This window comes from Bacillus sp. TH22 (assembly GCF_016651015.1).
In the GTDB taxonomy this organism is placed as follows: Bacteria; Bacillota; Bacilli; order Bacillales; family Bacillaceae_G; genus Bacillus_A; species Bacillus_A mycoides.
The window spans coordinates 2,870,551-2,895,834 of record NZ_JAEKER010000001.1; the positions used below are offsets into that span (position 1 = coordinate 2,870,551).

General features: G+C 35.4%; 28 protein-coding genes, 2 pseudogenes and 2 riboswitches. Of the genes and pseudogenes, 13 read left to right on the forward strand and 17 right to left on the reverse strand.

The window, feature by feature from the left end:
• Positions 1–62 precede the first annotated feature (62 nt).
• The 4 genes from JFU18_RS14460 to JFU18_RS14475 all read right to left on the reverse strand — a co-directional run bounded on the left by JFU18_RS14460 (position 63) and on the right by JFU18_RS14475 (position 2,468).
• Positions 63–944 (reverse strand): IS3 family transposase, encoded by an 882-nt coding sequence (locus JFU18_RS14460; RefSeq protein WP_201050228.1) that lies wholly within the window; start codon positions 942–944, stop codon positions 63–65.
• 8 nt (positions 945–952) lie between these two features.
• Entirely contained in the window at positions 953–1,249 is a 297-nt protein-coding gene (locus tag JFU18_RS14465; protein WP_002170592.1) for a transposase, read from the reverse strand.
• An 88-nt stretch (positions 1,250–1,337) separates the two neighbouring features.
• Positions 1,338–1,478 (reverse strand): YrzO family protein, encoded by a 141-nt coding sequence (locus JFU18_RS14470; RefSeq protein ID WP_002063481.1) that lies wholly within the window; start codon positions 1,476–1,478, stop codon positions 1,338–1,340.
• 21 nt (positions 1,479–1,499) lie between these two features.
• Positions 1,500–2,468, reverse strand: coding sequence for a DMT family transporter (locus JFU18_RS14475; RefSeq protein WP_201033575.1), 969 nt, complete (start codon positions 2,466–2,468; stop codon positions 1,500–1,502).
• A 127-nt stretch (positions 2,469–2,595) separates the two neighbouring features.
• On the opposite strand from JFU18_RS14475, the gene JFU18_RS14480 reads away from it, so the two are divergent.
• Together JFU18_RS14480 and JFU18_RS14485 are read left to right on the forward strand one after the other, a co-directional pair.
• The gene (locus JFU18_RS14480; RefSeq protein WP_201033574.1) at positions 2,596–3,462 is read left to right on the forward strand and encodes a LysR family transcriptional regulator; all 867 of its coding nucleotides are present in this window, start codon (positions 2,596–2,598) and stop codon (positions 3,460–3,462) included.
• Positions 3,463–3,889: 427 nt separating this feature from the next.
• Positions 3,890–3,970 (forward strand): annotated as a pseudogene (locus tag JFU18_RS14485) (DUF3948 family protein); the annotation flags it as partial.
• Between the two features lie 65 nt (positions 3,971–4,035).
• Here the strand turns inward: JFU18_RS14485 and JFU18_RS14490 are convergent.
• On the reverse strand, positions 4,036–4,983 hold the full coding sequence (locus JFU18_RS14490; protein WP_201033586.1) for a helix-turn-helix transcriptional regulator: 948 nt from the start codon (positions 4,981–4,983) through the stop codon (positions 4,036–4,038).
• 151 nt (positions 4,984–5,134) lie between these two features.
• Here JFU18_RS14490 and modA point away from each other — a divergent pair, with 151 nt between their 5' ends.
• The 3 genes from modA to JFU18_RS14505 all read left to right on the forward strand — a co-directional run bounded on the left by modA (position 5,135) and on the right by JFU18_RS14505 (position 7,763).
• On the forward strand, positions 5,135–5,932 hold the full coding sequence (gene modA / locus JFU18_RS14495; RefSeq protein WP_201033573.1) for a molybdate ABC transporter substrate-binding protein: 798 nt from the start codon (positions 5,135–5,137) through the stop codon (positions 5,930–5,932).
• Between the two features lie 5 nt (positions 5,933–5,937).
• A complete protein-coding gene (gene modB / locus JFU18_RS14500; protein WP_002169310.1) occupies positions 5,938–6,612 on the forward strand; it encodes a molybdate ABC transporter permease subunit in 675 nt (224 codons plus the stop codon).
• A 299-nt stretch (positions 6,613–6,911) separates the two neighbouring features.
• Entirely contained in the window at positions 6,912–7,763 is an 852-nt protein-coding gene (locus JFU18_RS14505) for a GRP family sugar transporter (RefSeq protein ID WP_002009926.1), read from the forward strand.
• Between the two features lie 67 nt (positions 7,764–7,830).
• Here the strand turns inward: JFU18_RS14505 and pnuC are convergent, their stop codons facing one another.
• Positions 7,831–8,481: a nicotinamide riboside transporter PnuC gene (pnuC, locus tag JFU18_RS14510; RefSeq protein WP_201032340.1), complete on the reverse strand. Its 651-nt coding sequence runs from the start codon at positions 8,479–8,481 to the stop codon at positions 7,831–7,833.
• Between the two features lie 196 nt (positions 8,482–8,677).
• Between pnuC and proC the strand changes: the two genes are divergently transcribed.
• From proC to JFU18_RS14525, 3 genes are all read left to right on the forward strand, one after another.
• Positions 8,678–9,481, forward strand: a complete 804-nt coding sequence (gene proC, locus JFU18_RS14515; protein ID WP_201033572.1) for a pyrroline-5-carboxylate reductase — start codon at positions 8,678–8,680, stop codon at positions 9,479–9,481.
• A gap of 1 nt (position 9,482) precedes the next feature.
• The gene (locus tag JFU18_RS14520) at positions 9,483–10,316 is read left to right on the forward strand and encodes an aldo/keto reductase (RefSeq protein WP_201033571.1); all 834 of its coding nucleotides are present in this window, start codon (positions 9,483–9,485) and stop codon (positions 10,314–10,316) included.
• Positions 10,317–10,470: 154 nt separating this feature from the next.
• Positions 10,471–10,575: riboswitch (SAM riboswitch) on the forward strand.
• 135 nt (positions 10,576–10,710) lie between these two features.
• Positions 10,711–12,351, forward strand: a complete 1,641-nt coding sequence (locus JFU18_RS14525; protein WP_201032339.1) for a peptide ABC transporter substrate-binding protein — start codon at positions 10,711–10,713, stop codon at positions 12,349–12,351.
• Positions 12,352–12,360: 9 nt separating this feature from the next.
• Here the strand turns inward: JFU18_RS14525 and JFU18_RS30215 are convergent, their stop codons facing one another.
• Complete coding sequence (locus tag JFU18_RS30215) at positions 12,361–12,486, reverse strand: hypothetical protein (RefSeq protein ID WP_274606768.1); 126 nt, start codon at positions 12,484–12,486, stop codon at positions 12,361–12,363.
• Positions 12,487–12,856: 370 nt separating this feature from the next.
• Here JFU18_RS30215 and JFU18_RS14530 point away from each other — a divergent pair, with 370 nt between their 5' ends.
• Entirely contained in the window at positions 12,857–14,497 is a 1,641-nt protein-coding gene (locus tag JFU18_RS14530) for a peptide ABC transporter substrate-binding protein (RefSeq protein ID WP_201033570.1), read from the forward strand.
• 46 nt (positions 14,498–14,543) lie between these two features.
• Here JFU18_RS14530 and JFU18_RS14535 read toward each other — a convergent pair whose 3' ends face one another.
• The 3 genes from JFU18_RS14535 to JFU18_RS14545 are packed head-to-tail and all read right to left on the reverse strand — an operon-like array spanning position 14,544 to position 15,912.
• A complete protein-coding gene (locus JFU18_RS14535) occupies positions 14,544–14,816 on the reverse strand; it encodes a hypothetical protein (RefSeq protein WP_201033569.1) in 273 nt (90 codons plus the stop codon).
• Positions 14,803–14,994, reverse strand: coding sequence for a hypothetical protein (locus tag JFU18_RS14540; protein ID WP_201032336.1), 192 nt, complete (start codon positions 14,992–14,994; stop codon positions 14,803–14,805). Before JFU18_RS14540 ends, JFU18_RS14535 begins: the two co-directional genes overlap by 14 nt.
• 18 nt (positions 14,995–15,012) lie before the next feature.
• Positions 15,013–15,912, reverse strand: a complete 900-nt coding sequence (locus tag JFU18_RS14545) for a helix-turn-helix transcriptional regulator (RefSeq protein WP_201033568.1) — start codon at positions 15,910–15,912, stop codon at positions 15,013–15,015.
• 172 nt (positions 15,913–16,084) lie between these two features.
• Between JFU18_RS14545 and JFU18_RS14550 the strand changes: the two genes are divergently transcribed.
• Positions 16,085–16,552, forward strand: a complete 468-nt coding sequence (locus tag JFU18_RS14550) for a YusW family protein (RefSeq protein ID WP_201033567.1) — start codon at positions 16,085–16,087, stop codon at positions 16,550–16,552.
• 24 nt (positions 16,553–16,576) lie between these two features.
• Here the strand turns inward: JFU18_RS14550 and JFU18_RS14555 are convergent, their stop codons facing one another.
• Genes JFU18_RS14555 through JFU18_RS14575 form a run of 5 tightly spaced genes read right to left on the reverse strand, consistent with a single transcriptional unit; the run spans position 16,577 to position 21,876 of the window.
• Positions 16,577–18,187: a peptide ABC transporter substrate-binding protein gene (locus JFU18_RS14555; RefSeq protein ID WP_201032333.1), complete on the reverse strand. Its 1,611-nt coding sequence runs from the start codon at positions 18,185–18,187 to the stop codon at positions 16,577–16,579.
• A 13-nt stretch (positions 18,188–18,200) separates the two neighbouring features.
• The gene (locus JFU18_RS14560) at positions 18,201–18,974 is read right to left on the reverse strand and encodes an ABC transporter ATP-binding protein (RefSeq protein WP_002091442.1); all 774 of its coding nucleotides are present in this window, start codon (positions 18,972–18,974) and stop codon (positions 18,201–18,203) included.
• Complete coding sequence (locus JFU18_RS14565; RefSeq protein WP_201033566.1) at positions 18,971–19,981, reverse strand: ABC transporter ATP-binding protein; 1,011 nt, start codon at positions 19,979–19,981, stop codon at positions 18,971–18,973. Before JFU18_RS14565 ends, JFU18_RS14560 begins: the two co-directional genes overlap by 4 nt.
• Positions 19,938–20,942, reverse strand: a complete 1,005-nt coding sequence (locus tag JFU18_RS14570; RefSeq protein ID WP_201033565.1) for an ABC transporter permease — start codon at positions 20,940–20,942, stop codon at positions 19,938–19,940. The genes JFU18_RS14565 and JFU18_RS14570 overlap by 44 nt, the downstream gene beginning before the upstream one ends.
• Positions 20,943–20,958: 16 nt before the next feature.
• The gene (locus tag JFU18_RS14575) at positions 20,959–21,876 is read right to left on the reverse strand and encodes an ABC transporter permease (protein WP_002140132.1); all 918 of its coding nucleotides are present in this window, start codon (positions 21,874–21,876) and stop codon (positions 20,959–20,961) included.
• Positions 21,877–22,013: 137 nt separating this feature from the next.
• Positions 22,014–22,119, reverse strand: a riboswitch (SAM riboswitch).
• A 173-nt stretch (positions 22,120–22,292) separates the two neighbouring features.
• On the opposite strand from JFU18_RS14575, the pseudogene JFU18_RS30665 reads away from it, so the two are divergent.
• Positions 22,293–22,370, forward strand: a pseudogene (locus JFU18_RS30665) (DUF3951 domain-containing protein); the annotation flags it as partial.
• Positions 22,371–22,514: 144 nt separating this feature from the next.
• Positions 22,515–22,667, forward strand: coding sequence for a DUF3951 domain-containing protein (locus tag JFU18_RS14580; RefSeq protein ID WP_002029357.1), 153 nt, complete (start codon positions 22,515–22,517; stop codon positions 22,665–22,667).
• Positions 22,668–22,685: 18 nt separating this feature from the next.
• Here JFU18_RS14580 and JFU18_RS14585 read toward each other — a convergent pair whose 3' ends face one another.
• Positions 22,686–23,189: a hypothetical protein gene (locus tag JFU18_RS14585; RefSeq protein WP_002139912.1), complete on the reverse strand. Its 504-nt coding sequence runs from the start codon at positions 23,187–23,189 to the stop codon at positions 22,686–22,688.
• 261 nt (positions 23,190–23,450) lie between these two features.
• Between JFU18_RS14585 and JFU18_RS14590 the strand changes: the two genes are divergently transcribed.
• Entirely contained in the window at positions 23,451–23,897 is a 447-nt protein-coding gene (locus JFU18_RS14590) for a hypothetical protein (protein ID WP_002167144.1), read from the forward strand.
• Between the two features lie 32 nt (positions 23,898–23,929).
• Here the strand turns inward: JFU18_RS14590 and JFU18_RS14595 are convergent, their stop codons facing one another.
• Positions 23,930–25,189 carry a multidrug effflux MFS transporter gene (locus JFU18_RS14595; RefSeq protein ID WP_085308621.1) on the reverse strand — a complete coding sequence of 420 codons (1,260 nt, stop codon included), beginning with the start codon at positions 25,187–25,189 and terminating at the stop codon, positions 23,930–23,932.
• Positions 25,190–25,284 lie beyond the last annotated feature (95 nt).

A 25,284-nucleotide genomic window follows, 5' to 3' on the forward strand; every position in this document is an offset into this window, starting at 1 on the left:
AGAAAAGACGACCGTCTATGTGCAGTGACCCCTGTCAAGTAGACAGTATTAAAAAAGCGCAACTAAGCAACCTGAGTTCTATATTTATATGGACTCAGGTTATTTAATTTCTTTTGAAATCTTTGATGATTATAAAAGTGCATATATTTACGCACGGCAAGTTTGACCTCATTCGCTTTATGGAAGGAGTGTAAATGAAAACACTCTGCCTTAAAGTGACTGAAGAAGTTTTCCATACAAGCATTATCCCAACAGTTGCCTCTTCGAGACATACTTGCCTTCATCTGATATTTTTTAAGTAATTGATTATATTGACGAGATGTATACTGGGACCCTTGATCACTATGTAAGAGGATTCCCTTCATATTTCGTTTTTTCTTTGCCCTTTTAAGTGTATCTAACACAAGTTTTAAGTCGTTTCTACGACTGGTTTCATAGGCAACAATCTCATTATTGTATAAATCCTTAATAGCGGATAAGTACAAGCGCTGTCCATTGAAAATCAAATAGGTAATATCGGTTACCCATTTCTCATTCGGTTTTGAAGCTTGAAACTCCCTATTTAGATGGTTCTCTGAAATCACATAAGCTTCTTTTTTTCCGTAATAAGGTCGTTTTTTCCTAATTACGGCTTTGATACCTAGTTCACTCATCAATCTTTGGATGCGTTTATGATTCAAATGAAGGTTATATGTGGCTTTCAGCCACACTTGTATTCTTCTATATCCATAAATTCCTCTTAATTTTTTATGACACTCCAATATCTTTTTCTTAATTTCGATATCCTCTGATTGTTTTTTTGAAGGCGTCGTATGCCGTTTTATCCATTTGTAGTACCCACTTCTGGTTACACCAGCAATATCGCATAGAATGGTCACTGTATAACCTGTTTTTGTCATTTCATGGATGACTTCGAATTTTTTCGTTTTGGATACGACTTTCATTCCTCCTTTTACATTCCTAAGAGCTTTTTTAACATTTCATTTTCCGCTTCTAATCGTCGGATCTTAGCTTCAGGATCTTCGGGTCTAACCCTTGGTCTACCTAAACCTGGTCCTTTCGCTTTACCGCGTTTTTCTTCTAGTCCTTTGATTCCTTCAGCTTCAAAGTATTTCACCCAACGACTTACAACCGAGTGATGAATACCCAATTCTTTCGCAATGGTTTTATAGCTCATGCCTTCTTTTAAGTATAAATCTATAGCTTTTTTCTTAAATTCTACATCGTAAGTGACTCTAATTTTTCCCATAAAAAAATCCCCTCCATAGTAAACAGGTTAATGTGCTTTCTTTTTCCTGTCTACTATAAGGGGATCATATCAATGCCCGGTCGTCTTTTTAATTTTTTCTTTCCTTCAAGTCTTTTAAAAGCTGTATCAGTTCAGCTTGTTGTTTTATATTTTTACGACCGTTTCGATTAATTGCTGCAAGCTCGCAGGCAACTCCAGCAGCAAAGAAAAACAATAAACTTTCTAACATATAAAATCCTCCAGTTGCCTATTAAACAGCTTGACGCAATTGCTTTTCTTGCAAAATTTGTTTATTTATATTTTCTTCTTTTCTCTGACAAACATTATTACGAATAAGCGCTGCAATAACAAATAATGTTCCTAATACATCAAATGTCGTTATTTTATATCCTTGTATCATCATAATAACTAAAGTAGTAATTGGCACAAAGTTAATAAATAAAATACCATTAATTGATGATAAGATTTTCACACCGTAGTTCCAAGCAAGTAGCGCTACAATACCTGGTAATGTCATCATAAATAATAAATCATATTTCACAATAGAAATCGTTTCCATACTTGGAACAGATACATATCCAAGTGACGTAATGATTATAGTTATAATTCCTGTGACAGTTGTACCCAATACACATGTCAAAGTAGAATAGCGTAATGTTGACCAATCGCTACACGTTTGACCACCCATCGTATAAATTACCCATCCTACAACACCAACAAATATAAATGCTAGCGAAAACATGTTATCTTTCAATGTTAAAAAGAAACTCATATCACCTTTCGTAATAACAAATATAGCCCCTACAAACGCGATAATCATGCTCGTTATCATATACTTCTTCGGCTTTATATTTTTATATCCCCATAAAATACAAATTGAAATCATCGGCATAAGCGCCTCCATAATAGAAGCTACCATCACACCTGATTTTCCCATTAACATTTGTCCTAGAAAAATTAATACATTATATACGGTAAAAGCCATTGTTCCAAAAAAGACGAGTAACTTTCCTCTTCCTTCTAAGCGAAATGCCTTCTTTCCTTCTTTCATTAGCAATAATGCAATCAATACAATTGCTACCGCTCCATAACGAATAAACGAAAAATAAAATGGATCTATGTATTCTAGAGCATGATCAGCAACCGGAAACATCGCTCCCCATGACATACTTGCAATTAAACATGCCAAAGCACCTATTATCATTTGACCTTTTCTCACCACAATCCCCCGCTTCTTTCTATTTGCACAAAGAGAATTGTAAAAGAAAAAATATATCACGTAAAATGATTCAAAATGATGTTAACTATCATTTATAATGATAGTTAACATCAAGGAGGAGCATAAAATGGAATTACGAGACTTACAAATCTTCCAGAGCGTTGCCGACCGCGGTAGTGTAAGCGGCGCAGCAAAGGAATTAAATTATGTACAATCAAATGTAACCGCACGTATTAAACAATTAGAAAACGAGCTGAAAACACCTCTCTTTTACCGTCATAAGCGAGGCATGACTTTAACAGCTGAAGGAAGAAAAATGCTCGTTTACGTTCATAAAATTTTGCAAGATGTTGAAGAGCTAAAACAAGTGTTTTTAGATAGTGAAACACCATCTGGCATATTAAAAATTGGTACAGTCGAAACAGTCAGTACATTGCCTACCATTTTGTCTTCTTACTACAAAAGCTATCCAAATGTCGATTTATCATTACAAGCTGGTATAACGGAAGAGCTTATTAGAGAAGTACTCGATCATCAATTAGATGGCGCCTTTATATCAGGTCCTATTAAACATCCACTAATTGAACAATACGATGTTAGTACTGAGAAATTAATGCTTGTTACACAAAATAAAGCTTTTCATATAGAGGAATTTACTACGACGCCCCTACTCGTTTTTAATCAAGGATGTGGATACCGTTCCAAGCTTGAACGATGGGTTAAAGATGAAGGTTTGTTACCAAAAAGAATTATGGAGTTTAACATATTAGAAACTATATTAAATAGCGTAGCGCTCGGTCTTGGGATTACACTCGTCCCCCAGTCTGCGGTGCAGCACCTTTCTACAGCAGGTAAAGTACACTGTCATCCAATTCCGGAGAAATATGGTAGTATTTCAACTGTTTTCATACGCCGTAAAGATAGTTACATGACCAATTCGATGCGAAGCTTTTTAAAAACAATTGAAGCACATCATCATATCAATATGCTTTAAAAGACATTCTTACATGAATGTCTTTTTTTCTTACAAAAGTGTAATCCTCCCGTAAGCTAATTCGATAGTTGCAGGCAGCCATATTTCATATAATTAAGACAGAAAGCAGGGCAACAACAATTCGAAAAGGAGCGGATACGCATGATGAACAAAATGAAATCAAACAAATTTTTCAATACAATGGGCATGGTGCTATCCGCACTTGTCGATGCAAAAGCAGTTGCAACTACATTAAACAAATAAGGAGAGATTATAATGAACAACATTACTTTCAACAAATCAGACTTTATCCCGCATTAACGGGCAGTAAGACTCCCACTTCAAAATTCAGCGAAATCAAAGAAGTTAGGTTTGGGATCAACTGCCCGTAAAAGCCCGATTGGTGAGGGCTAATAATCAACGAGGGATACCCCGCCCTCACTGATTAAAGTTTCACTTTATCGGACTTGCAAGTGGAGCTACTCTTCTTACTGCATTCATTTATGCACTTGCTCAAAGTCTTATTTAACACTTTGTTTCCCCCAACCCCTTTATATATAGAAAAGGCTGCTCGTCTTATAGACAAGCAGCCTTTTAGTTTGTTTCATATATAATTTGGCCTGTTTTGCTTATATCATATCCACCAATTGCTTTTAATTCATTGTGAAACTCTTCAGATTGCAAAACCTCTTTTATAACCTCAATAAGTTCCTCATTTTCTTTATTCTTCAGAAGTACTAAATCATACTGCTCTTTCATTATTGGAATAAAGTCTACGTTCACAATTTGGGAAAACTTTTCTGATCCTACCCCAATATCAGCTTTTCCATTCGCGACTTGCGAGGCAACGCCAAGGTGATTCGATTCTTCCCATTCATACCCGTTAATATCTTCTTTACTTAATTTTTGAATTCGCAATTGCTCATCCACTAACACCCTAATACCAGAACCTTTTTCTCGATTTACAAATCGTATAGATGACTGAGCTAAATCAGCCCATGTTTTTATATTTTGTGGATTCCCTTTTTGCACATAAAACCCAACATTTCTTGCTAATAAATTCATCATAATATATGGTTGTCCAACTAAAATACGTTTTACGTAAGGAACATTATATGTACCCGTTTCACCATCAAATAAGTGTAAACTAACGACACTTCCTTCTCCTTGGTACATCTTCACTAAACTCGTTAAACTACCTTGATACGCTCTCAATATATTAAAATTTGGCAATCGATTTTCTATATGCTTTGCCAACATATCTAACGTTAGTTCTTGACCACTAATGATGCGTGTATTCGAACTACTAATTTCGTCCTTCTTTACAGGAGTAAATTGTACCTTCCCTGTTTTCATTTGCTTTATATATTGTTCTAAATCAGCTGCATCAATGCGCATCTGTCTACCAACTCTATAAGAAGGCAGTTCTCCTTTTTTAATTAAGTCGTATACAGTTAGTTTTGATACTTTTAATCGCTTTGCTACTTCTTCCGTTGTGTAGGAATGATGATCCATAGACGATTCCTCACTTTCTTCCTTCATTGTAACAAAGAAAAGAATATTTCTCCTAGTTTTTAAAAACAACTATATCGTTCAAATTATATTCAATTATAACTAGTTATATTTAGTTATAATTAGTTATAATTAGTTATAATTAGTTATAATTAGTTTAGTAAACGAAGGGGGATTTTTTATGAACAAATTTACATTACGATCCATTGGGGTACTTATACTTTCTTTTCTTCTTATATTCAGTGCAGCTTGTTCAAGCGAAGAAAAGTCAGCTGCTAAAGAGGGAAAATCAGTGGAGCTGACTATATCAGCGGCTGCAAGTTTACAAGATTCACTAAAAGAAATTGAAAAACAATATAAAGAGAAAGAACCAACTATTCAACTTTCTTTTAACTTCGGTGCTTCTGGTGCACTTCAACAACAAATCGAACAAGGTGCACCTGCTGATTTATTCTTCTCTGCAGCAGAAGATAAATTCCAAACCCTTGTTAAAAAAGAATTCATTAATGAAAAAGAAGGGAAAAACCTTCTTGGAAATGAACTAGTTCTAGTCGTTCCAAAAGATAGTTCTCTTACAAAATTTCAAGATTTAAAGGATGCGAAAATCAAGAAAATCGCACTTGGTACACCCGAATCTGTACCTGCAGGAAAATATGCAAAAGCTTCTCTCACACATGAAAATCTTTGGAATGACGTTCAAAATAAAATCGTATTTACAAAAGATGTTCGCCAAGTGTTAACATATGTAGAAACAGGTAATGTTGATGCTGGTATTGTATATAAAACAGACGCTCTCGTTTCAGACAAGGTGAAAATTGTAGAGGCGGTAGCGGCTAATTCTCATGAGCCAATCCACTATCCTTTAGGTGTTATAAAGGAATCTAAGCATAAGAAAGAGGCGACTTCATTCTATGAGTATTTGCAATCAAAAGATGCACAATCTATCTTTAAGAAATATGGATTTACAATCCTGCCATAATTTCTATGAGCTTTGATACAATTTTGTCACCTGTCTTTCTATCCTTGCGAGTAGCTGCATGCGCCACCATTATCGTTACGATCTTAGGAACGATTATTGGACGAGCATTAGCGCGCTCCTCGTGGCGATATAAAGTACTACTAGAAACTATTTTCTTATTACCAATGGTGCTTCCACCAACTGTTATCGGCTTTTTTCTAATTATCATTTTTGGAAATAACAGTCCCATTGGAAAGTGGATTGAATCATTATTTCAGCAGTCCATTATGTTTACATCTACTGCTGCTATCATTGCTTCTACAGTCGTTGCATTTCCGCTCATGTATCAATCAGCAAAAACAGGATTTTCCATCGCGAATGTGCAAATTGAAGATGGTGCGCGCGACCTTGGTGCGAGTGAATATCAAGTTTTTCTACACGTTACACTCCCACTTGCATTCCCCGCGCTACTTAGCGGTATGATTTTAAGCTTCGTTCGCGCACTCGGGGAATTTGGTGCTACTTTAATGTTTGCAGGAAATATACCTGGCAAAACACAAACGATTCCAACTGCAATTTATATGGCTATTGATGCAAGTAATATGCAACTCGCTTGGACTCTTGTCATCATAACAATTAGCATGTCATTACTATTTTTATTATGTATTCAAATCATTAACAAGCGAATTACCACTTCCTAAAGCAGTTTTCGACAAAAGCTGCTTTTTTTATTTCCCGAAAAATAAAATGACCTAAATAATAACTGAATTTTTTCCCTTATTTAAATATACATTTTATTTGAATTCACTTTCTAAAATAGGTAATTTCCTGTTATTATATGAAAGTGTTTCAAAAAATGAAGAAATGAAAACGCATTTATATCGTAAATTCTTCATCCTGTTTTAGCGATCGGTAATCTTCTACTCTATTAGTGGGGCATTACCGATCGTTAGAACGCTATGTAATTATATTGGTATAGAAAACCGAAGGGAGTCTTGTAATGGACATTTTATTAGCGCTTCTTCCTGCAATCGCATGGGGAAACATCTTATTAGTAAGCGTAAAAATGGGCGGTGGTGCATATAGCCAAACGGTAGGTATGACAATCGGTGCTCTATTCTTCGCAACAACTATGTATGTATTTACTCAACCAACTTTAACAATGACAGTCTTGATTGTTGGCTTTATTTCAGGTTTATTCTGGGCTTTAGGACAAGTAAACCAATTAAAAACAGTTGAAAAACTAGGTGTTTCAACTACTGTAACTATTTCTACTGGTATGCAACTTGTTGCAACTTCTATCTTTGGAGTTATCGCTTTTCGTGAGTGGACTACTACTACAACGATTGTTCTGGGAACGATTGCAATCCTATTAATCGTAGTTGGTGTAGTATTCACATCACTAGATGATAAAGAAAATGCACAGCCACCAGGACAATTGAAAAAGGGACTTCTTACTTTAATTGTTTCTACTTTCGGCTATCTTGTATATGTAATTATTATTCGTTGGTATAATATCGATGGTTGGTCTGCTATTTTACCACAGGCAGTTGGTATGTTCGTTGGTGCGGTTGTACTGACGTCTAAACATAAACCATTTAACAAATATGCAATTCGTAATGCTGTATCTGGTTTACTTTGGGGAACAGGAAACTTATTCTTACTTCTTTCATTACCACGTGTCGGAGTAGCGACAAGCTTCCCATTATCTCAAACTGGAATCGTTATCTCAACATTCGGTGCGATTGTCTTCTTAGGTGAAAAGAAAACAAAACGTCAATTAATCTTTATTGCTCTAGGTAGTGTTTTAATTATCGGCGGCGCTGTATTGCTTGGTATGACAAAAGCATAAATTCACACTATATTTAACCCCCCTGAAACGTATATGCTTCAGGGGGGTTTTTGATTACAATTATTTTCTAAATATAATTATTTACACATTCTCGCTCTTTATGGTTTTTCTTCCATTCTAGCAAGCCATCGATACATAAAAATAGATTAATAATAGCTAATACTAACATGACGTATAAGCCCGTTGAAATATAAATCACAATGCTAAATATGTTATACAAAATCCATAAATGCCAATTTTCTAAGATTTTTCGGCTCAGCATAAATTGAGCTACTAATCCTAATACAGCGTTTAAAGCATCTAAATATGGACTTGTCGATTCTAAATAACGGACTTGATAATATCCCCAACCAATCCAAGCAACTAAAATAAAAAGTATATAAATAATCCATCCTTTCAAATCTAAGCGAACTGTCGGTTTTACCTTCTCCTCCCCACTACGCGCAATCCAGTAATACCAACCGTACACATTAAATATAAATTGGAAGGCTGCTAATACTGCCATTGCGTATAAGCCTTGTGTAGTGAAAATATACAGAAATACCGCAACTGTAATCATCCCAAATAAAAAGTTTGATACCTTTTCCCTTGCAAGTAACCAAACATTAATAATCCCCATAACCGATGCGAAAATTTCAATATAACTTGATCGGATATAGAATCCAACTAATATGCAAATAATACTAGAAATGAGTAAAAAAAGTGGACTTCTAACCATATTTATCTCTCCCCAGATATGTAATAAACTCCCTATCAACAGTATAAGAAATAACTCTTATACTTACTATAAATTTTCTCCTGTAAAACTCGCCACTCATCTATTCCACTTACGATAAGCCGTTTCTTTTTACAAAATTCTCTTAAAAATGGTATCGTTTTTTATAACATATTCTCATCAGAAAGGAATAAAGGATATGCCTAATAAACATCGAATTTTATTTATTGGTGCCGGTCGTATGGCAGAAGCTATATTTGCTGGACTACTTACAACAAGTAAAGAATACATCGAAGAAATTATTGTTTCCAACCGAAGTAACATAGAAAAACTAACGCAATTACAAACTCAATATGATCTATCGATTACAACAGATTGGAAACAGCATATTAAATCTGTAGATACAATCGTTTTAGCAATGCCGCCTGTCGCACATGAACAGCTATTAGCGGATCTATCCCCTCTTCTAACTAATCAATTTGTCGTGACAGTTGCTGCCGGAATCGGACCATCTTATCTAGAAGAAAGACTTCCCCAAGGGACACCTGTTGCTTGGATTATGCCAAATACAGCTGCTGGGATTGGAAAGTCTATCTCCTTATATACGACGGGACATTCTGTAGATGAAACACATCAAAAAACGTTACAACTTCTTTTAAAAGGTATCGGTACCTCACAGTTTTGTACCGAAGAGGAAGTTCACCAACTTACCGCAGTTACTGGTAGTGCACCCGCTTTTCTCTATCACTTTGCTGAAGGTTTAATTGAAGCAACGAAAAGCTATGGTATTGATGAGGAAACAGCAAAACACCTTGTCATTCAAATGATTGCTGGCTCTGCCGCTATGCTCCAGCAAAATCAGGATCCAGCTATGCTCCGCGAACAAGTAACAACACCAGGAGGTTCAACGGCTGAAGGCTTAAAAGTTCTATATGAAAATAATTTTTCAGAAGTCATTCAACAAGCAGTTGAAGCGACCAATAAAAAAGCTAGGGGGAATTAATATGACTTTAACAAGTTTAAACGACTGTACAACATTACATAACGGCGTGAAAATGCCTTGGTTCGGCTTGGGTGTTTTTAAAGTTGAAGATGGTACAGAAGTAATTGATTCTGTAAAAGCAGCTATAAAAAATGGATACCGTAGTATCGATACTGCTGCGATATATAAAAACGAAGAAGGCGTTGGACAGGCAATTCAAGAATCTGGTATTCCTCGTGAAGAGTTATTCATCACTTCAAAAGTGTGGAATAGTGATCAAGGTTACGAGTCAACACTACAAGCATTTGAAACTACATTAGAAAAATTAGGTCTAGAATATTTAGATCTATATTTAGTACATTGGCCTGTAAAAGGAAAATACACTGAATCATGGAAAGCTTTAGAGCAGCTTTATAAAGATGGTCGTGTTCGTGCTATCGGTGTGAGTAATTTCCATATTCACCATTTGCAAGACGTATTTGAAATTGCAGAAATTAAACCAATGGTTAACCAAGTGGAATACCACCCACGTTTAGCACAAGAAGAATTACATGCCTTCTGTAAAGAACATAACATCCAGCTTGAAGCTTGGTCACCATTAATGCAGGGGCAGCTACTTAATCACCCAACATTACAAGAAATCGCTACGAAATATAATAAATCGACTGCACAAGTTATTTTACGTTGGGATCTACAAAATGAAGTTGTAACAATCCCTAAGTCTATTAAAGAGCACCGCATTATTGAAAATGCAAACATCTTTGACTTTGAATTAAGCTCGGATGATATGAAAGCAATTCAAGCTTTAAATGAAAATCATCGCGTTGGTCCAGATCCAGATAACTTTAACTTCTAGTAGGGAAACCACTGCCATATGCAGTGGTTTTTTTATTTTTAATAAAACTGAAAATTTAAACTACATTCCATTTGATTGACACTTCATTATCTAAGGTGTAAGATTTTGAATTATCAAAGAAACACAAAAATTAATAAAATTTATTTGTTTACTCATTGTATCAAGAGAGGTGGAGGGACTGGCCCTTTGAAACCTCGGCAGCAGGTTCATTTTGAATACTGTGCCACTTCCTGCAAGCTTTGTGCTTGAAAGATAGAATGAGGGACTTCGTTTATATACGGGTGCATAACTTGTACGTAAAAATCCCTCTTTCTCAATACGAAAAGAGGGATTTTTTGTTTTTCATTTCCCTCATCATCATCCAATCTTATTAACTATTTAGGAGGAAAATCAAATGAAAAAGAAGTTTGTACCCGGTATTGCATCAGTTGTAGGAGTAAGTATTTTATTATCTGGTTGCGGTAGTTATAAAAACGAAGCGAGCGGAGCAAATGCAAAAGATGAGGCACCTAGTAAGCAAGTTTTAAACTTATCTTCACCTACTGAGATTCGAACAATGGATACGGCTCGTGCTACAGATACTGATTCTGGTCAAGTAATGAGAAACGTATTTGAAGGTTTATACAATCTTGGTGAAGGTAATAAACCTGTTCCTGGCGTTGCGAAATCTCATGAAGTAAGTGCTGATAAAACGAAATACACATTCCATTTACGAGATTCAAAATGGTCGAACGGCACACCTGTAACAGCGAAAGATTTTGTCTTTGCTTGGCAAAGAGCTGTCGATCCAGCAACAGCTTCTGAATATGCTTTTTTATTCCTGGATATTAAAAACGCTAAAAAAATTAATAGCAAAGAACTCCCATCCGATCAACTTGGTATAAAAGCAGTTGATGACCATACGTTTGAAGTAGAATTAGAGCGCCCTGTTCCGTATTTTATTAGCTTAACGGCGTTCCCAACATTTCTACCAATCAACGAGGAATTCTTTAAAGCACAAGGTGATAAGTACGCTTTAGAAGATAACAAAATCTTGTACAACGGAGCTTTTACACTAAGTGATTGGAAGCATGAACAAAGCTTTAAATTTAAGAAAAACCCTACCTATTGGGATAAAGATAATGTCAAACTCGAAGAAATCAATTTCAACGTTGTGAAAGAGAAATCAACAGAAGTAAATTTATTCGAATCCAAACAATTAGACCGTATAAAACTAACATCTGACTTCGTTGATAAATATAAAAAGGATGCTAACTTTAAAGAACGTCCGAACGTAGGGGTACAGTTTTTACGTATGAATCAGCAAAACAAAGTACTTCAAAACGTTTCTGCACGCCAAGCAATCGATCAAACAATTGATCGAAAATCTTTTGTAAATACGTTATTAAATGATGGCTCTACACCAACCTTTAGTCTCGTGCCGAAAAACTTTGCAAAAGGGCCTGATGGAAAAGACTTCCGTACTGCAAACGGCGATTTAACAAAAGTTGATACAACATCTGCACAAGAATTATGGAAGAAAGCAAAAAAAGAACTTGGTTCTGAAAAGATAACATTAGAATTATTAACAAGTGATGGTGACCTTGAGAAGAAAACTGGTGAGTTCCTAAAAGGACAACTAGAAAAGAATTTAGATGGCTTAACGGTAAATATAAAACCGCAACCACGTAAACAACAAGTTTCACTCTTATTAAAAGGTGACTACGAGATTGGAATTGACGGTTGGAGCCCTGACTTTGCTGATCCAATTACATTCCTTGAACTATTTACGACGAATAACCCTTACAATTTAGATCATTACTCTAATAAAGAGTTTGATGACACAATTGAAAAAGTTAAAACTACCTTGGCTGGTGATGAAAAAGCTCGCTGGGAAGCGTTACTAGCATCAGAAAAAATATTGTTTAAAGACTCTGTTATCGCTCCTCTTTACCAAAAAGGCGAATCTTATTTAGAGCGATCCTTTGTAAAAGGCATTGTGCAAGTAGACTTTGCTGGTCAATTAAACTTCAAATGGGCAAAAATTGAAAAATAAAGTGAAACTTTAATCAGCCCTCATCAATCGGGCTTTTACGGGCAGTTGATCCCCCCTAACTTCTTTGCTTTCACTGAATTTTGAGGTGAGGATCTTACTGCCCGTTAATGCGGGATAAAATGCAACTTGGATCATCGTGTTCCCACCCACACCCATTGTTTTTTTAGTAAAATATATTAAAAGCAGATTCCCTAATATGAGGAAATCTGCTTTTTCAATATATTATTCCAAGAAATTAACACTCCACTTTTTATTATTGACATATAGTTCTTTCCAGTGTTAATATTCTAAATAATAAAATAAACAAAATATTTCACCATCAAAATGTAATGTCTACTAAGTTGAAACATATAACGATAGATTATAGTTCAACATGTATATACATATAGAACACCCGATTACCTATATACACATATTTATAATAGGTTTTCTCTTCTTCTATAGCTACACTTCAAGACATGGACATTATGACGTTACGAACAACACATTTAGGGAGGAAAGAACAATGAAGAAAAAAGTTGTACCTGTTGTTGCATCTGTTTTAGGGGCAAGTCTACTACTAACTGCTTGCGGGGGAAATAAAGATAATGCAGGCGGAGCAAAAGCGAACGATAAAGCACCTGATAAACAAGCGATTAACTTATCATTTGCTTCAGAAATTCCAACAATGGATGTTGCAAAAGCGACAGATGGGGAATCCATGAATGTAATGAGAAATGTTTTTGAAGGTTTGTATGCAATGGGAGAAGATAATAAACCAATCCCTGGTGTCGCTGAGTCAGTTGACATTAGTCCCGATAAAACAAAATATACATTCCATCTTCGTGATTCGAAATGGTCAAACGGTACTCCTGTTACAGCAAAAGATTTTATTTTCGCTTGGCAACGTGCCGTTAACCCTGAAACAGCTGCTGAATATGCATTCTTATTCTTTGATATAAAAAATGCGAAACAAATAAACCAAAAAGAAGCAGCAATCGATCAATTAGGCGTTAAAGCTCTTGACGATAAAACTTTAGAAGTACAACTGGACCGCCCTGTTCCCTACTTCTTAAGCTTAACGACATTTGCAACATTCTTACCAATCAATGAAGAGTATTTAAAATCTCAAGGTGATAAATACGGTTTAGAAACGAATCATTTAATTTACAACGGGGCTTTCACATTAGATAACTGGAAACATGAACAAAGCTTCCAATTGAAGAAGAACCCTAACTATTGGGATGCTAAAACTGTAAAACTAGAAGAAATCAACTTCAATGTCGTTAAAGATAAATCTACAGAAGTTAACTTATATGATTCAGGACAAATTGATCGTGTTGCTTTAACTGCGGAGTTTGTTGATAAGTATAAGAACGATTCCAACTTCAAGGAACGCGCTGAAGTCGGTATCCAATTCTTACGACTAAATCAGAAAAATGCAGTATTAAAAAATCAACATGCACGCCTCGCTATTAACGAAGCAATGAATAAAAAAGCGTACGTAGAAACAATTTTAAATAACGGTGCAATCCCAGCAGAAGGAATGGTTCCTGCGAAATTCGCAAAAAGTCCAGACGGTAATGACTTCCGTAAAGAAAATGGAAATTTAGTCAAAGATGATGTGAAAACAGCGAAAGAAAACTGGAAAAAAGCGAAACAAGAACTTGGTACTGACAAAGTAACAATTGAACTATTAACAAGCGATAATGCTTTAGCTAAAAAGACTGGCGAATATTTAAAAGGTGAACTAGAAAAGAATCTAGATGGATTAACAGTGACTTTAAAACCTCAACCACGTAAACAACAGTTAAAACTACTATTAAGTGGTGATTACGAAATCGGAATTGATGGCTGGGGCCCTGACTTCGCAGATCCTATTACATTCTTAGATCTATTCACAACAGATAGTGCTTATAACTTCGATAAATACTCTAACAAAGAGTACGACGAGCTTATTCGTAAAGTAAAAACTGATTTAGCTGGTGATGAAAAAGGTCGCTGGGAAGCAATGAAGCAAGCTGAAAAAATCTTATTACAAGATGGTGCTGTTGCTCCTTTATACCAACAAGGCCGTTCTTACCTACAACGCGGATTTATTAAAGGACTTGTAACAACAGACTTCGGCGGTGAATTTAACTACAAGTGGACAGAAGTTGTAAAATAATAAACGCTAGTAAAAAAGGTATCCCACGAAGGATACCTTTTTTACTTTATGCTTCTTTAACTACAGAACTTCTCCTCTTTACTATTCCTTTTATACCTATAGTGATTCCCGCTACCAATTGTGTAACTAGTATAATAAGTAATAATGAAATAATGTTTTTCTCCAAACTAACTCCGCCGAATATTATTGTATAATAACCATTTGCTGCATATGTTGCGGGAAATAATCCCAAACGGCAAACCTGTTTTTCCAATGCAGTGATAAATACATATGTATTAATACTAAGAAGAATAAAAGGACGATTATCAACTCTCTTCATAGCTCTCTTTTTGTATTGAACCAAAACTCATCATAAATATAAACACAAACATCAAATATGTTCTCCACGTCAAAGAAGGTATATGCCCTGACCAAAGATAGCTAATTAAATAGTTGATTCCCATAATACAAGACGATACTACTAAACTAATACTTATTAGTTTTACATATTTGAGCATATCTTTTCTCCTTACTTTTTAATTTTTTATTTCTTCAAATTGCAGATTCACCGGCTCTTCTAGGAGTGTTTCATAAAAGTTTTCTGCTAGATCTGTTGATGGAATTTTTTCATCAACTTCATCAAAACGAATACTATCTAGCCACACACAGCCTTCTCCTGATAATAAAACACCAAATGCAATACCAAGTGCTTCTTCTTTTATATCTAGTACAACGGAGTATGATTGCCAGTTATTCGTATTTTTAATTGGACGATTTTGCATGTTATCCATAGCAATAGGCTCTGTATCTTTTCCGTCTACTCGCATCCACAATCCTGCCCAATCTTTTACATTCTCACTCTTAATGAATGCTGTTAAACGTAATCTCTTACCTACATATTTATCCGCTCGGAACATTTGCATTAATGTTGAAAAGCCTCCATGCGTAACGTTCTCTTTTGCTTTTATGTATGCAGATACTTTTCCTTGATGAACAACTTCGTAATCTAAACCCATTTCATATTCAGCCGGATGACTTCCGCTGAATACCCATCCTTTTGGTATACCTTTTTCCATTGAAACGCCCTCTCTTTCTATATAAAATGACTGGAAATACTTTCGATATTTTTTTGGTGGTAATTGAAACATTCTTTTAAAAGCTCTAGTAAATGCCTCTTGTGAGGAAAAGCCATATTGCACTGCAATATCAATGACTGCTCTTTCAGTCGATACTAAAGCCTGTGCAGCATGAGTTAATCTTCTCTTACGAACATAATCCGTTACACTCATCCCAATATAACTTTGAAAAATACGATGAAAATGGTACATCGATACTGCACCGTGAAATGCCACTCTTTCTGTTGTAAGCTCTTCATGTAAATGATTCTCTATATATTCGATTGCTTTTTTTATCATCTCTTTATATTCTTCATGCATTTCAGTACCTCCTTATAACTTTAATTTACCATATACATACAAATCATTTTTGATTTAAATTGCGCGTTTACCCTTAAAGCTATGAGAAAATAATTTATTTTCAACACATACATAATTACATAAAATTAGGAAAAACTTGTATAGAAAGAAGTTACATAAGGAGGAATTTATAATGAGAATTTTACTATCAATTTTATTAGCTCTTATGCTAGTACCTGCATTAACAGGATGTAAAGCTCCTGCAAAAGAAGATACAACTTCTAATAAGAAAACGACTGAAGAAGCAAAAAATGAGACTCCTGCAGATTTAAAACTAAACTTTAATGAATTTGATTTAAAAGCAGACTATCAAGATACGAAGAAAGACTACGAAGCTGATTATAAAAATGTAGCAGCCGATAAAAAAATGGAAGCAAAAGTTGAAGACCATAAAGCAGATGTAAAATTAACAGGCGACGAGGCTATTACAAAATTAAGCCCACTTCTACAAGAATTAAAATTTGATAAAGATACTCCTGACCAAGAAGTAATTGATCAAGTAGTAAACGTGTTCAAACTTGATAAAGATTACCAAAAATTCGCTTTAGAAGTTATATTCTCTGATGGAACGAAAAAAGAATATAAAAGAGAAATAAAATAAAGAAGTAGGCGATTGCCTACTTCTTTATTTTTTAATTTTTACGTATCTTAGTTCTGGACTAGAACCAATAATGAATTGAACGCCAGATACTGATGATTTTTGTAAATACGAAGAGCTTGGGAAAATAATTGGGATTAATGGTGTATCATCAAACATAATATCTTCTGCTTTATGCAATAAGTCAAAACGCTTATCTTCGTTTTGTTCAACTTCTGCTTCTTTTACTAAAGCATCAAATTCTTTATTATGCCATTTTGCATAGTTGTTTGGACCATCACCTGCATATAAATCTAGTTTAGTAATCGGATCCAATAGAGAGCCGCCCCATCCCATATAAGCTAATTGGAAATCACTTTGCTTATATGTGTCGATGTAACTCTTCCACTCTTTATTTTCTAATTTAATATCTACACCAAGATTTTTCTTAAACATTTCTTGCATTGCTTCTGCTACTTTTTTATGTTGTGTATCTGTAGTGAATTTTAATGTTACTTCAGGTAATGTAGACCAACCTTGCTCTTTCATGCCCTCTTCTAATAATTTTTTCGCTTCTGCTGAATCGAATTTTACGTAATCACCTTTTTCTTTACGGAAATCACGACCACCTTGTGTTTTTGCTCCTTCTGGAACAAAAGCATATGCTTCTTGTGCATTATTTTTATACAGTTTTTCAACGATAAACTTACGATCAACCGCTAATGAAAATGCTTTACGTACCTTTGCATTTGTAAACGGCTCTTTTTCTACGTTAAACGAATAAATATAAGATGAGAATCCTGCAACACGCTTATATTCTTTGTTTCCTTTTTCTTTTTCAATCATCTCTTGTGGTAAGCTACTTAGCAAATCTAATTCTTTTGACTTGTACAATTGGTACGCTGTTTTAGAATCTGGAATAATACGAAACTCAATTTCTTTTAATGTTACCTTTTTATCATAGTATTCTTTATTTTTTTGTACTGTAATAGCTTGGTTATGCTTCCATTCCTTTAACGTGAATGGTCCGTTCGTAATTAACTCTTTTGGATCTGTTTTTAATTTATTATTATCATCAATTGATTTTTTAGATAATGGAATAAATAATGAACTTGCTAATTTTTGTTTAATAGAAGCAACTGGGTGCTCAAGTGTTACCTTTAATGTTTGAGGATCAACGACTTGAATACCAACTTGTCCTTCTTCACCTTTTCCAGTATTATATGCCTCTGCTCCTTTAATAAAGTACATTTCTGTCCCATTCATAGAACCCGTTTTCGGGTTTAATAATCGCTTCCATGCAAATTCAAAATCATTTGCTGTAATAGGAGAACCATCTGACCATTTAATATCTTTCTTTAAATGGATTGTATATTCAGTTCCATCTGCATTTACTTCTTCTTTCTCTGCCAATTCATTTTGATATTTCCCATCACTATCTTGCGTATATAAGCTTGAGAATAAATGTCCAATTACATAACCTGACGTGCTATCTGTCGCAATGGCAGAATCAAGCGTATACGGATCACTGCTAATATTCGTTACTAATCGATCCCCTTCTCCCTTACCAGCACTCGCCTTTTGCGTCTCTTTCTTACCACAAGCAACAGAAGTTATTGCTAAAACAGTCATAATGACAAATAATAAAAACTTCTTCATCCTACATTCTCCTTTAACCTGAAATTTTTGGTGTTGATGCTAATAATGTTTTTGTATAAGAATGTTGTGGATTACGGAATACTTCGTCCGTATATCCAAATTCAACAAGTTCTCCTTTGTATAAGACAGCCACTTTTTCACATAAATAGTGAACCATCGGTAAATCATGTGCGATAAATAAATATGTATAGCCTTGTTCCTTTTGAATCTTTTGCAGTAAATGTACAATTTGGATTTGCAGTGAAACATCTAATGCTGAAATTGGTTCATCAAGGATTAATACTTCTGGCTCACATAATAGCGCTCTTGCAATGGCAATACGTTGACGTTGTCCTCCGCTAAATTCGTGTGGATAGCGATCAATATATCGTCTATCTAATCCAACACGCTCTAGTGCATCACCTGCGACCTTATCTTTCAATCCTTTATCGCCTAAACCGAATGAAATATAGCCTTCTGTTACAATATCGCGTACTTTCCAGCGCGGATTTAATGCAGCTGTGGAATCTTGAAAAATGAACTGTACTTTCTGTAAGAAATCCCGCTTATGAGCTGACTTCAGCTTGTGAACAACTTGACCGTTATAATCAATTTCACCAGACGTTGGACGCTCGATCCCAGCTATGAGCTTACCAAGTGTTGTCTTTCCAGAACCACTTTCTCCAATAATGCCAAGCGTTGTTCCTTTTGGGATAGAAAGTGATATACCTTTTAACGCTGCGATTTCTTTATTTTTACTTCCATACGTTTTCGTTACTTGCTTTACAGTAATTAAATCTGTCGTCATGAGGCATTCACCCTCTCTTTTGATTTCGCTTTATTATGCTCCAGAATATGCTGCCAGCAATGTGAACTATGCTCCTCAGAATATGTTGTTCTCTCTGGGAAGCGATGAATACATTCTTTTATCGCTACAGGACAACGATTCACAAACGGGCATCCAAAACTATTTAACGTTTCAATTGAAGGTGTTGTTCCCTCAATTGCTCTAAGTACCTTTTCTGAATCATCCATATTCGGAATTGCTTGCAATAAACTTTTTGTGTAAGGGTGCTTAGGTGAGCCAATTACTTCTTGAATCGTTCCTTTTTCAACAACACGTCCCCCGTACATAACTACTACTCGGTCAGCTACTTCACGTACAAGTGCCAAATCATGTGTAATTAATAAAATACTCGTATTTCGTTTTTCCTTTCTTTCTTTTAACAACTCCATAATTTGCTTTTGAATCGTTACATCTAATGCTGTTGTAGGTTCATCTGCAATAACGAGCTTCGGGTGACAAGCAAATGCAATTGCTAAACAAATACGCTGCCTCATACCTCCGCTCAACTGATACGGGTATTGTTCAAAGCGTTTCTCTGCTTCATGTATCCCTAAATCATTTAGTAAGTTAATTGCAATTTCTTTTGCCTCTTTTTTCGATTTCTTTTCATGCTGCACAATTACTTCTGTAATTTGTCTTCCAACCTTCATCGTCGGATTTAAAGATGAAAGCGGGTCTTGAAAGATAAAGGAAATATCTTTCCCGCGAATTTGATTCCATTCTGATTCTTGTAAATCCGTTAATTCCTTTGATTGGAAAGATATATTTCCATCATCAATATGAATCGATTCTTGATTTAAGCCGATAATTGATTGTGCTGTAACACTTTTCCCTGAACCACTTTCTCCGACAAGTGCAACTATTTCACCTTCGTTAATAGAAAAGGAAACATGCTTCACAATTGCTTGCTTACTATTCTCTTTTTCAACGGCCAACGTTACGTCTTCTAAAGATAAGATTCGTGCCATGTTTTTTCTCCTTTCGATTACGTTTTACGATTTTCGGATCAATCGCATCTTGCAAACCATCACCAATCGCATTAAATGCGAACATGATGAGTGCAATCATGATTGCCGGGAAGAAAAGTTGCCACCACTCTCCGCTTAGTAATGTCCCGAGTGCATCGTTTGTCATCGTGCCCCAGCTCGCTGCTGGTGATTGTACTCCAAGTCCGATAAAACTTAAAAATGATTCTGAGAAAATAGCTGCTGGAATTGTAAATGATAAATTTACGATAATAATCCCTGTTAAGTTTGGAATTAAATGTCCGTATATAATTTTCATATGAGGTGTACCTAATCGCTCTGCTGCAATAACAAATTCTCTTTGTTTCAATGAAAGTACTTGCGCCCGAATGAGACGTGCCATGCCAATCCATCCCGTTAACGCAAGAGCTATAATAATTGTAAAAAGTCCTGGTTTCATAATGATTAATAGTAAAATAACAATCAGTAAATATGGGATACCGTATAATACTTCAATCCCTCTTATAATCCACTCATCAATTAACGTTCCAAGACGATTACGTCCTCTCACATATCCACTAAAGCCACCGATAAGTACACCAAGCCCTATATCAAGAGCTGCTGCTACCAATCCAACTGTTAATGAAATTTTCCCACCAGCCCAAGTACGCGCCCAAATATCTCTCCCTAAATCGTCTGTTCCGAACCAATGCTCACCACTAGGCGGTAAATTAGTTGCTTCTTTTACTTGTTCACTCGCAGTAAATGGCGTTAAACTTTCGCCAATAAGCGAGAAAACAATAATTAGTAATAACGTCACTGCCCCTAAAACTGCTATAGGGTTTGATATAAACTTGCGAAACACTTCCTTTTTCCGGCTAATCGTTTGCTGATCTTTATTTATCGTTAATTCTTTTTTCTCTTCATTCGTTAATAACTGGTCATTAATTTCATAAGCCCCCATTTAAACATCACCTTCCTTAAGTAATAGAACGAATGCGCGGATCAACAATACGATGAATGATATCTGTAATAAAAATACATACAATTAATAGCGCACTATAGAAAATGGTTGTTCCCATAATCACCGGATAATCTCGGTTGAAAATACTGTCTACAAAATATTTTCCTAAACCAGGAATTGAAAAGATTTTTTCAATAACGAAAGTCCCTGTTAAAAGTCCAGCCATTAATGGGCCAACAAATGTAAGTACCGGAACAATCGCATTTCGAAGAGCATGTCTTATAATGATTTTCTTAATTGGTATACCTTTCGCTCTCGCTAGCTTAATATAATCACTCTGCAACACTTCAATCATATTAGAGCGAACAAATCTTGTAATAACTGCGATTGGTCCTAACGCTAATGCGAAGGAGGGTAATACAGTATGCTCAAATGTTCCCCAAGACGCCACTGGTAGTAATTCAAATTGTATGGCGAATACTTGTATAAATAGTGGTGCTAAAATAAAACTAGGAATAGAAATACCGAGAATCGCAAGCAAGCTCACACTATAATCAATCACTTTCCCATGATATAGCGCGGCAAATGTACCTGCGGCAATTCCGACTAACAATGAAATAACAAGTGCTTGTAAACCAATAATTGCCGATGGTCCAAAACCAGTTGTTATAATTTCCGATACACCTTGACCTGTCGATTGAACAGATTCGCCAAAATCAAAATGAACTACCCCATCCAAATAAGCAACATACTGATTCCATAACGGTTCATCAAGGTGATACTTCGCTCTCATGTTTTGTATTACTTCTTCAGGAAAGATTTTCGCATCTGATGAAAATGGATCACCTGGAATAATATGCATAATTAAAAATGTTACTGTCGTAATGACCCATAGCGTGAATACCATAACCGATAGTTTTTTAATAACATACACTTCAATAACCCCCTAAACAAATGAATTTACTTTGTTTTATTGGCATATTTGTTGCCATTACTCCTTCTCTAATTCTTAAAACACAAAAAGCCTTGATCTTAAAAAATAAGATCAAGGCTTAATAAACGAAGGCCCATCACTTATCTTTCAAGACTTGCTTGCTGGAATTAGCACGGTGTTCCTGTTACAGAACCCGCTGCTGAGGTGTCATAGGGCCAGTCCCTCTACCTCTCTGGATAAGTAAATTGCTATATTATTATTTGGTTCAAATTGTATATTTCGAATTATAATTCTGAAAAAATGAAAAGTCAATCAAATTGGATATATTTAGAAAAATCAGTTTTCTGTTATATTAGTTATTGAAATTACAATCTTTCGCTTATAATAAAAAGAAATTGTATTAAAGGCGTTATAAGATGGATCCCTTACTTCTTGCTACTATAGGATTACCATTAACAATCGTAATACTTGTACTTGTCATCATCGGCTTCTATAAAGTGAAACTTTAATCAGTGGGGGTTTTGTTCATCCCCCACTGATTATCAGCCCTCACCAATCGGGCTTTTACGGGCAGTTGATCCCCTACCTAACTTCTTTGCTTTCACTGAACTTTGAGGTGGGGGTCTTACTGCCCGTTAATGCGGGATAAACTCTTCATTAAAAAGAAAAGCATCACTTCTTTTTACACTCCATTCGATAATATTACTGGCCAAACAATTTCAGAATTTCACGAAGAACAGAAGGTATTAGTATCCGAGGATGAAGACGGAGATGGTAAAAAGAAAAAATAACCTTGCGCATGCGCAAGGTTATTTTTTCGCTTCTGTTTGAAAACGTTTATAGTATGTCGATGCTGTTGCAAAATTAATTTCTATATCACGAATTAATGATGAATCTTCTTCTTTAGCTAACTTCTGTAATTTTTTCATCGCTTGTTCCGATTCATTCAAGAAACCAACATATACCTCATGTTCTTGCTCTTTCGACTTTGGAACACGAATTTCTTTACGTATATTATCAATATCTTCTAACATGCTCGTTGTTACCTTTTGCACATCTTCTTTATATGTAGCATTCGTTATTTCCTTACCGCCCTTTTCTTTTGCCACTTCAAATAACTGTAACGCCTTATTAATTTCTTTATTTATTTTCGCATCATATTTTTCATGTACTGCGCTGTATTCTTTCATTTCTTCTGTTTGCTCAGTGGATTGCTCTACCTTTTCTTTCGGTTCTTTCGTATCTTTATTTCCATTACATCCTGCTAGAAGGATCATACTTCCCATTACAGCAATACCCAAAACCTTCTTCATCTCGAATTCTCCTTTTATCTACAGCTACTACTAATTATAGTTTCTTTTATCTCCACTTGTTATTATACCGAGAACGCCCCACTTTTTACACTTAAGACGATATCTTAATATACATACCAACATTTTTGTCACAGTATCGTCACTTTATGCAAATAACTTTTGCATCACCTTACAAAACTGTAAGCACACATAGAGAACAAACCATGCTAGACTTACATATGCATAAAGTAAGCGTAGTTCAGTTTGTAAGGAGAATCATCAATGTACAATACAATACCCTTTATGGGCGAAGATATTCGCGTCCTTATTCGCGAAAAGTCACTTCATATTGAAAATACAGAGAGCCTTCGCCGTGTATTAAAGAAGAAGCATGCTCCATTTAAGCTGGCCCAATATTTAAAGAAACAACATATAAATCAATTTCATACTGTGCTAAATATATCCGATAAATCTTTAACAATCGAGATTATCGGTCATGTCTACATTGGAAATTTTGCAGATGTCTTAAAAGAAATTCCACGCATACCGAAGATTGCTCCTATTATCGTTGAGAGGGCATATAGAATTACAGATCATACTGATATTATTGATTGCGGGGAGAAAGAGGTCGACAGTAACCGCTGGGTATGGGATAAACTTGCTTTCTTATATGATGCAATCATGAATAATATGTATGAGTTATTTCAAAGAAATGAAAAAAAGAGCTGATTCAAAGAAATGTTTGAATCAGCTCTTTTGTATTAAGCTTCTAACTTTTTATTTTGTTGCAGTTCAAACTGCTTCTCACTTCTTCTGGCCATAAATAGATAACATAATACAGCACCAATTTCACAAAGAGCTATAACAACACCCATAGGAAGTGCTGTATCGCTTCCACCAATACCTACTAATGGTGCAACAAGTGCTCCTGAAATGAACTGTAATAAACCTAGTAAAGCTGATGCTGTTCCTGCTGCTTGTTTTTGATTTCTCATCGCTAACGAGAAGCCGGTTGTTGATACAACCCCAACACTTGATACAACAAGAAATAGCGAGCATAAAACACCGATTAGCCCTATTCCAAGTGCGATTGTAAGTAGTAATGATAGACCGCCAACAGCCGCAATAATAATACCAGCAACAAATAAAGTTTTCTCATTAACTTTCCCTGCTAAGCGGCCAGTAACTTGGCTAGCAATAATAATACCAATACCGTTAATCGCAAAGAACAAACTAAACTGTTGTGGTGATGCCCCGTATATATTTTGCAACACGAACGGTGAACCAGAAATATAAGCAAACATTGCAGCTGTTACTAATCCTTGCGACAATGCATATCCCATAAATAAACGATCTTTCAAAAGCTTTCCGTATGTTGCCAGCGTTCCTGATAATCCACCTGTCTCTCTTTCTTCAGGAGGTAATGTTTCACGTAATACGAAAGTAGCTGATATTAGCATGAATACACTAATTACTCCAAGAACGATAAAAACGCCGCGCCATGATGTAAACTGTAATAATTGCCCTCCAATAATCGGTGCCAAAATAGGTGCTGCCCCGTTTACTAACATAAGTAATGAGAAAAACTTCGTCATTTCAGAACCTGAATACATATCACGTACCATTGCACGTGATATAACGATACCAGCAGATCCTGAAGCACCTTGTAAGAAACGTAAAAGCACTAAACTCCAAATAGATGGTGCAACAGCACAAAGTAAAGAAGAAGCAACATAAATAATAAGAGCGATAATAAGAGGTTTGCGTCTTCCGTAAATGTCACTAATTGAACCAATAAATAACTGCCCTACTGAAAGCCCAAGCAGACAAGCAGTTAATGTAAGCTGCGCGAGGGATGCACCCGTTTGTAAATCATCCGTTAACTTTGGTAAAGAAGGCAAATACATATCAATAGATAATGGCCCAATTGCCGTAAGTGTCCCTAATACAAGAATCATCCATAACCTGTTTGTCTTTACAGGTTTATATATTTCGTGATTAACTCCATTCACTTTTTCCATTCACCCTTTCATATAAACACTTAATCGTAACAATTATAGTTACAACATGAATATACGTCAAGTATACCGTATTTTCCTGTTTAATAATGTAAAAA

What these genes read in the sequence shown, in the direction of transcription:
- JFU18_RS14460 (WP_201050228.1), bottom strand. Translation starts at nt 944, where the DNA reads ATGAAAGTCGTATCCAAAACGAAAAAATTCGAAGTCATCCATGAAATG.
- JFU18_RS14465 (WP_002170592.1), bottom strand. Translation starts at nt 1,249, where the DNA reads ATGGGAAAAATTAGAGTCACTTACGATGTAGAATTTAAGAAAAAAGCT.
- JFU18_RS14470 (WP_002063481.1), bottom strand. Translation starts at nt 1,478, where the DNA reads ATGTTAGAAAGTTTATTGTTTTTCTTTGCTGCTGGAGTTGCCTGCGAG.
- JFU18_RS14480 (WP_201033574.1), top strand. Translation starts at nt 2,596, where the DNA reads ATGGAATTACGAGACTTACAAATCTTCCAGAGCGTTGCCGACCGCGGT.
- JFU18_RS14490 (WP_201033586.1), bottom strand. Translation starts at nt 4,983, where the DNA reads ATGAAGGAAGAAAGTGAGGAATCGTCTATGGATCATCATTCCTACACA.
- modA (WP_201033573.1), top strand. Translation starts at nt 5,135, where the DNA reads ATGAACAAATTTACATTACGATCCATTGGGGTACTTATACTTTCTTTT.
- modB (WP_002169310.1), top strand. Translation starts at nt 5,938, where the DNA reads ATGAGCTTTGATACAATTTTGTCACCTGTCTTTCTATCCTTGCGAGTA.
- JFU18_RS14505 (WP_002009926.1), top strand. Translation starts at nt 6,912, where the DNA reads ATGGACATTTTATTAGCGCTTCTTCCTGCAATCGCATGGGGAAACATC.
- pnuC (WP_201032340.1), bottom strand. Translation starts at nt 8,481, where the DNA reads ATGGTTAGAAGTCCACTTTTTTTACTCATTTCTAGTATTATTTGCATA.
- proC (WP_201033572.1), top strand. Translation starts at nt 8,678, where the DNA reads ATGCCTAATAAACATCGAATTTTATTTATTGGTGCCGGTCGTATGGCA.
- JFU18_RS14520 (WP_201033571.1), top strand. Translation starts at nt 9,483, where the DNA reads ATGACTTTAACAAGTTTAAACGACTGTACAACATTACATAACGGCGTG.
- JFU18_RS14525 (WP_201032339.1), top strand. Translation starts at nt 10,711, where the DNA reads ATGAAAAAGAAGTTTGTACCCGGTATTGCATCAGTTGTAGGAGTAAGT.
- JFU18_RS30215 (WP_274606768.1), bottom strand. Translation starts at nt 12,486, where the DNA reads ATGATCCAAGTTGCATTTTATCCCGCATTAACGGGCAGTAAGATCCTC.
- JFU18_RS14530 (WP_201033570.1), top strand. Translation starts at nt 12,857, where the DNA reads ATGAAGAAAAAAGTTGTACCTGTTGTTGCATCTGTTTTAGGGGCAAGT.
- JFU18_RS14535 (WP_201033569.1), bottom strand. Translation starts at nt 14,816, where the DNA reads ATGAAGAGAGTTGATAATCGTCCTTTTATTCTTCTTAGTATTAATACA.
- JFU18_RS14540 (WP_201032336.1), bottom strand. Translation starts at nt 14,994, where the DNA reads ATGCTCAAATATGTAAAACTAATAAGTATTAGTTTAGTAGTATCGTCT.
- JFU18_RS14545 (WP_201033568.1), bottom strand. Translation starts at nt 15,912, where the DNA reads ATGCATGAAGAATATAAAGAGATGATAAAAAAAGCAATCGAATATATA.
- JFU18_RS14550 (WP_201033567.1), top strand. Translation starts at nt 16,085, where the DNA reads ATGAGAATTTTACTATCAATTTTATTAGCTCTTATGCTAGTACCTGCA.
- JFU18_RS14555 (WP_201032333.1), bottom strand. Translation starts at nt 18,187, where the DNA reads ATGAAGAAGTTTTTATTATTTGTCATTATGACTGTTTTAGCAATAACT.
- JFU18_RS14560 (WP_002091442.1), bottom strand. Translation starts at nt 18,974, where the DNA reads ATGACGACAGATTTAATTACTGTAAAGCAAGTAACGAAAACGTATGGA.
- JFU18_RS14565 (WP_201033566.1), bottom strand. Translation starts at nt 19,981, where the DNA reads ATGGCACGAATCTTATCTTTAGAAGACGTAACGTTGGCCGTTGAAAAA.
- JFU18_RS14570 (WP_201033565.1), bottom strand. Translation starts at nt 20,942, where the DNA reads ATGGGGGCTTATGAAATTAATGACCAGTTATTAACGAATGAAGAGAAA.
- JFU18_RS14580 (WP_002029357.1), top strand. Translation starts at nt 22,515, where the DNA reads ATGCGGGATAAACTCTTCATTAAAAAGAAAAGCATCACTTCTTTTTAC.
- JFU18_RS14585 (WP_002139912.1), bottom strand. Translation starts at nt 23,189, where the DNA reads ATGAAGAAGGTTTTGGGTATTGCTGTAATGGGAAGTATGATCCTTCTA.
- JFU18_RS14590 (WP_002167144.1), top strand. Translation starts at nt 23,451, where the DNA reads ATGTACAATACAATACCCTTTATGGGCGAAGATATTCGCGTCCTTATT.
- JFU18_RS14595 (WP_085308621.1), bottom strand. Translation starts at nt 25,189, where the DNA reads ATGGAAAAAGTGAATGGAGTTAATCACGAAATATATAAACCTGTAAAG.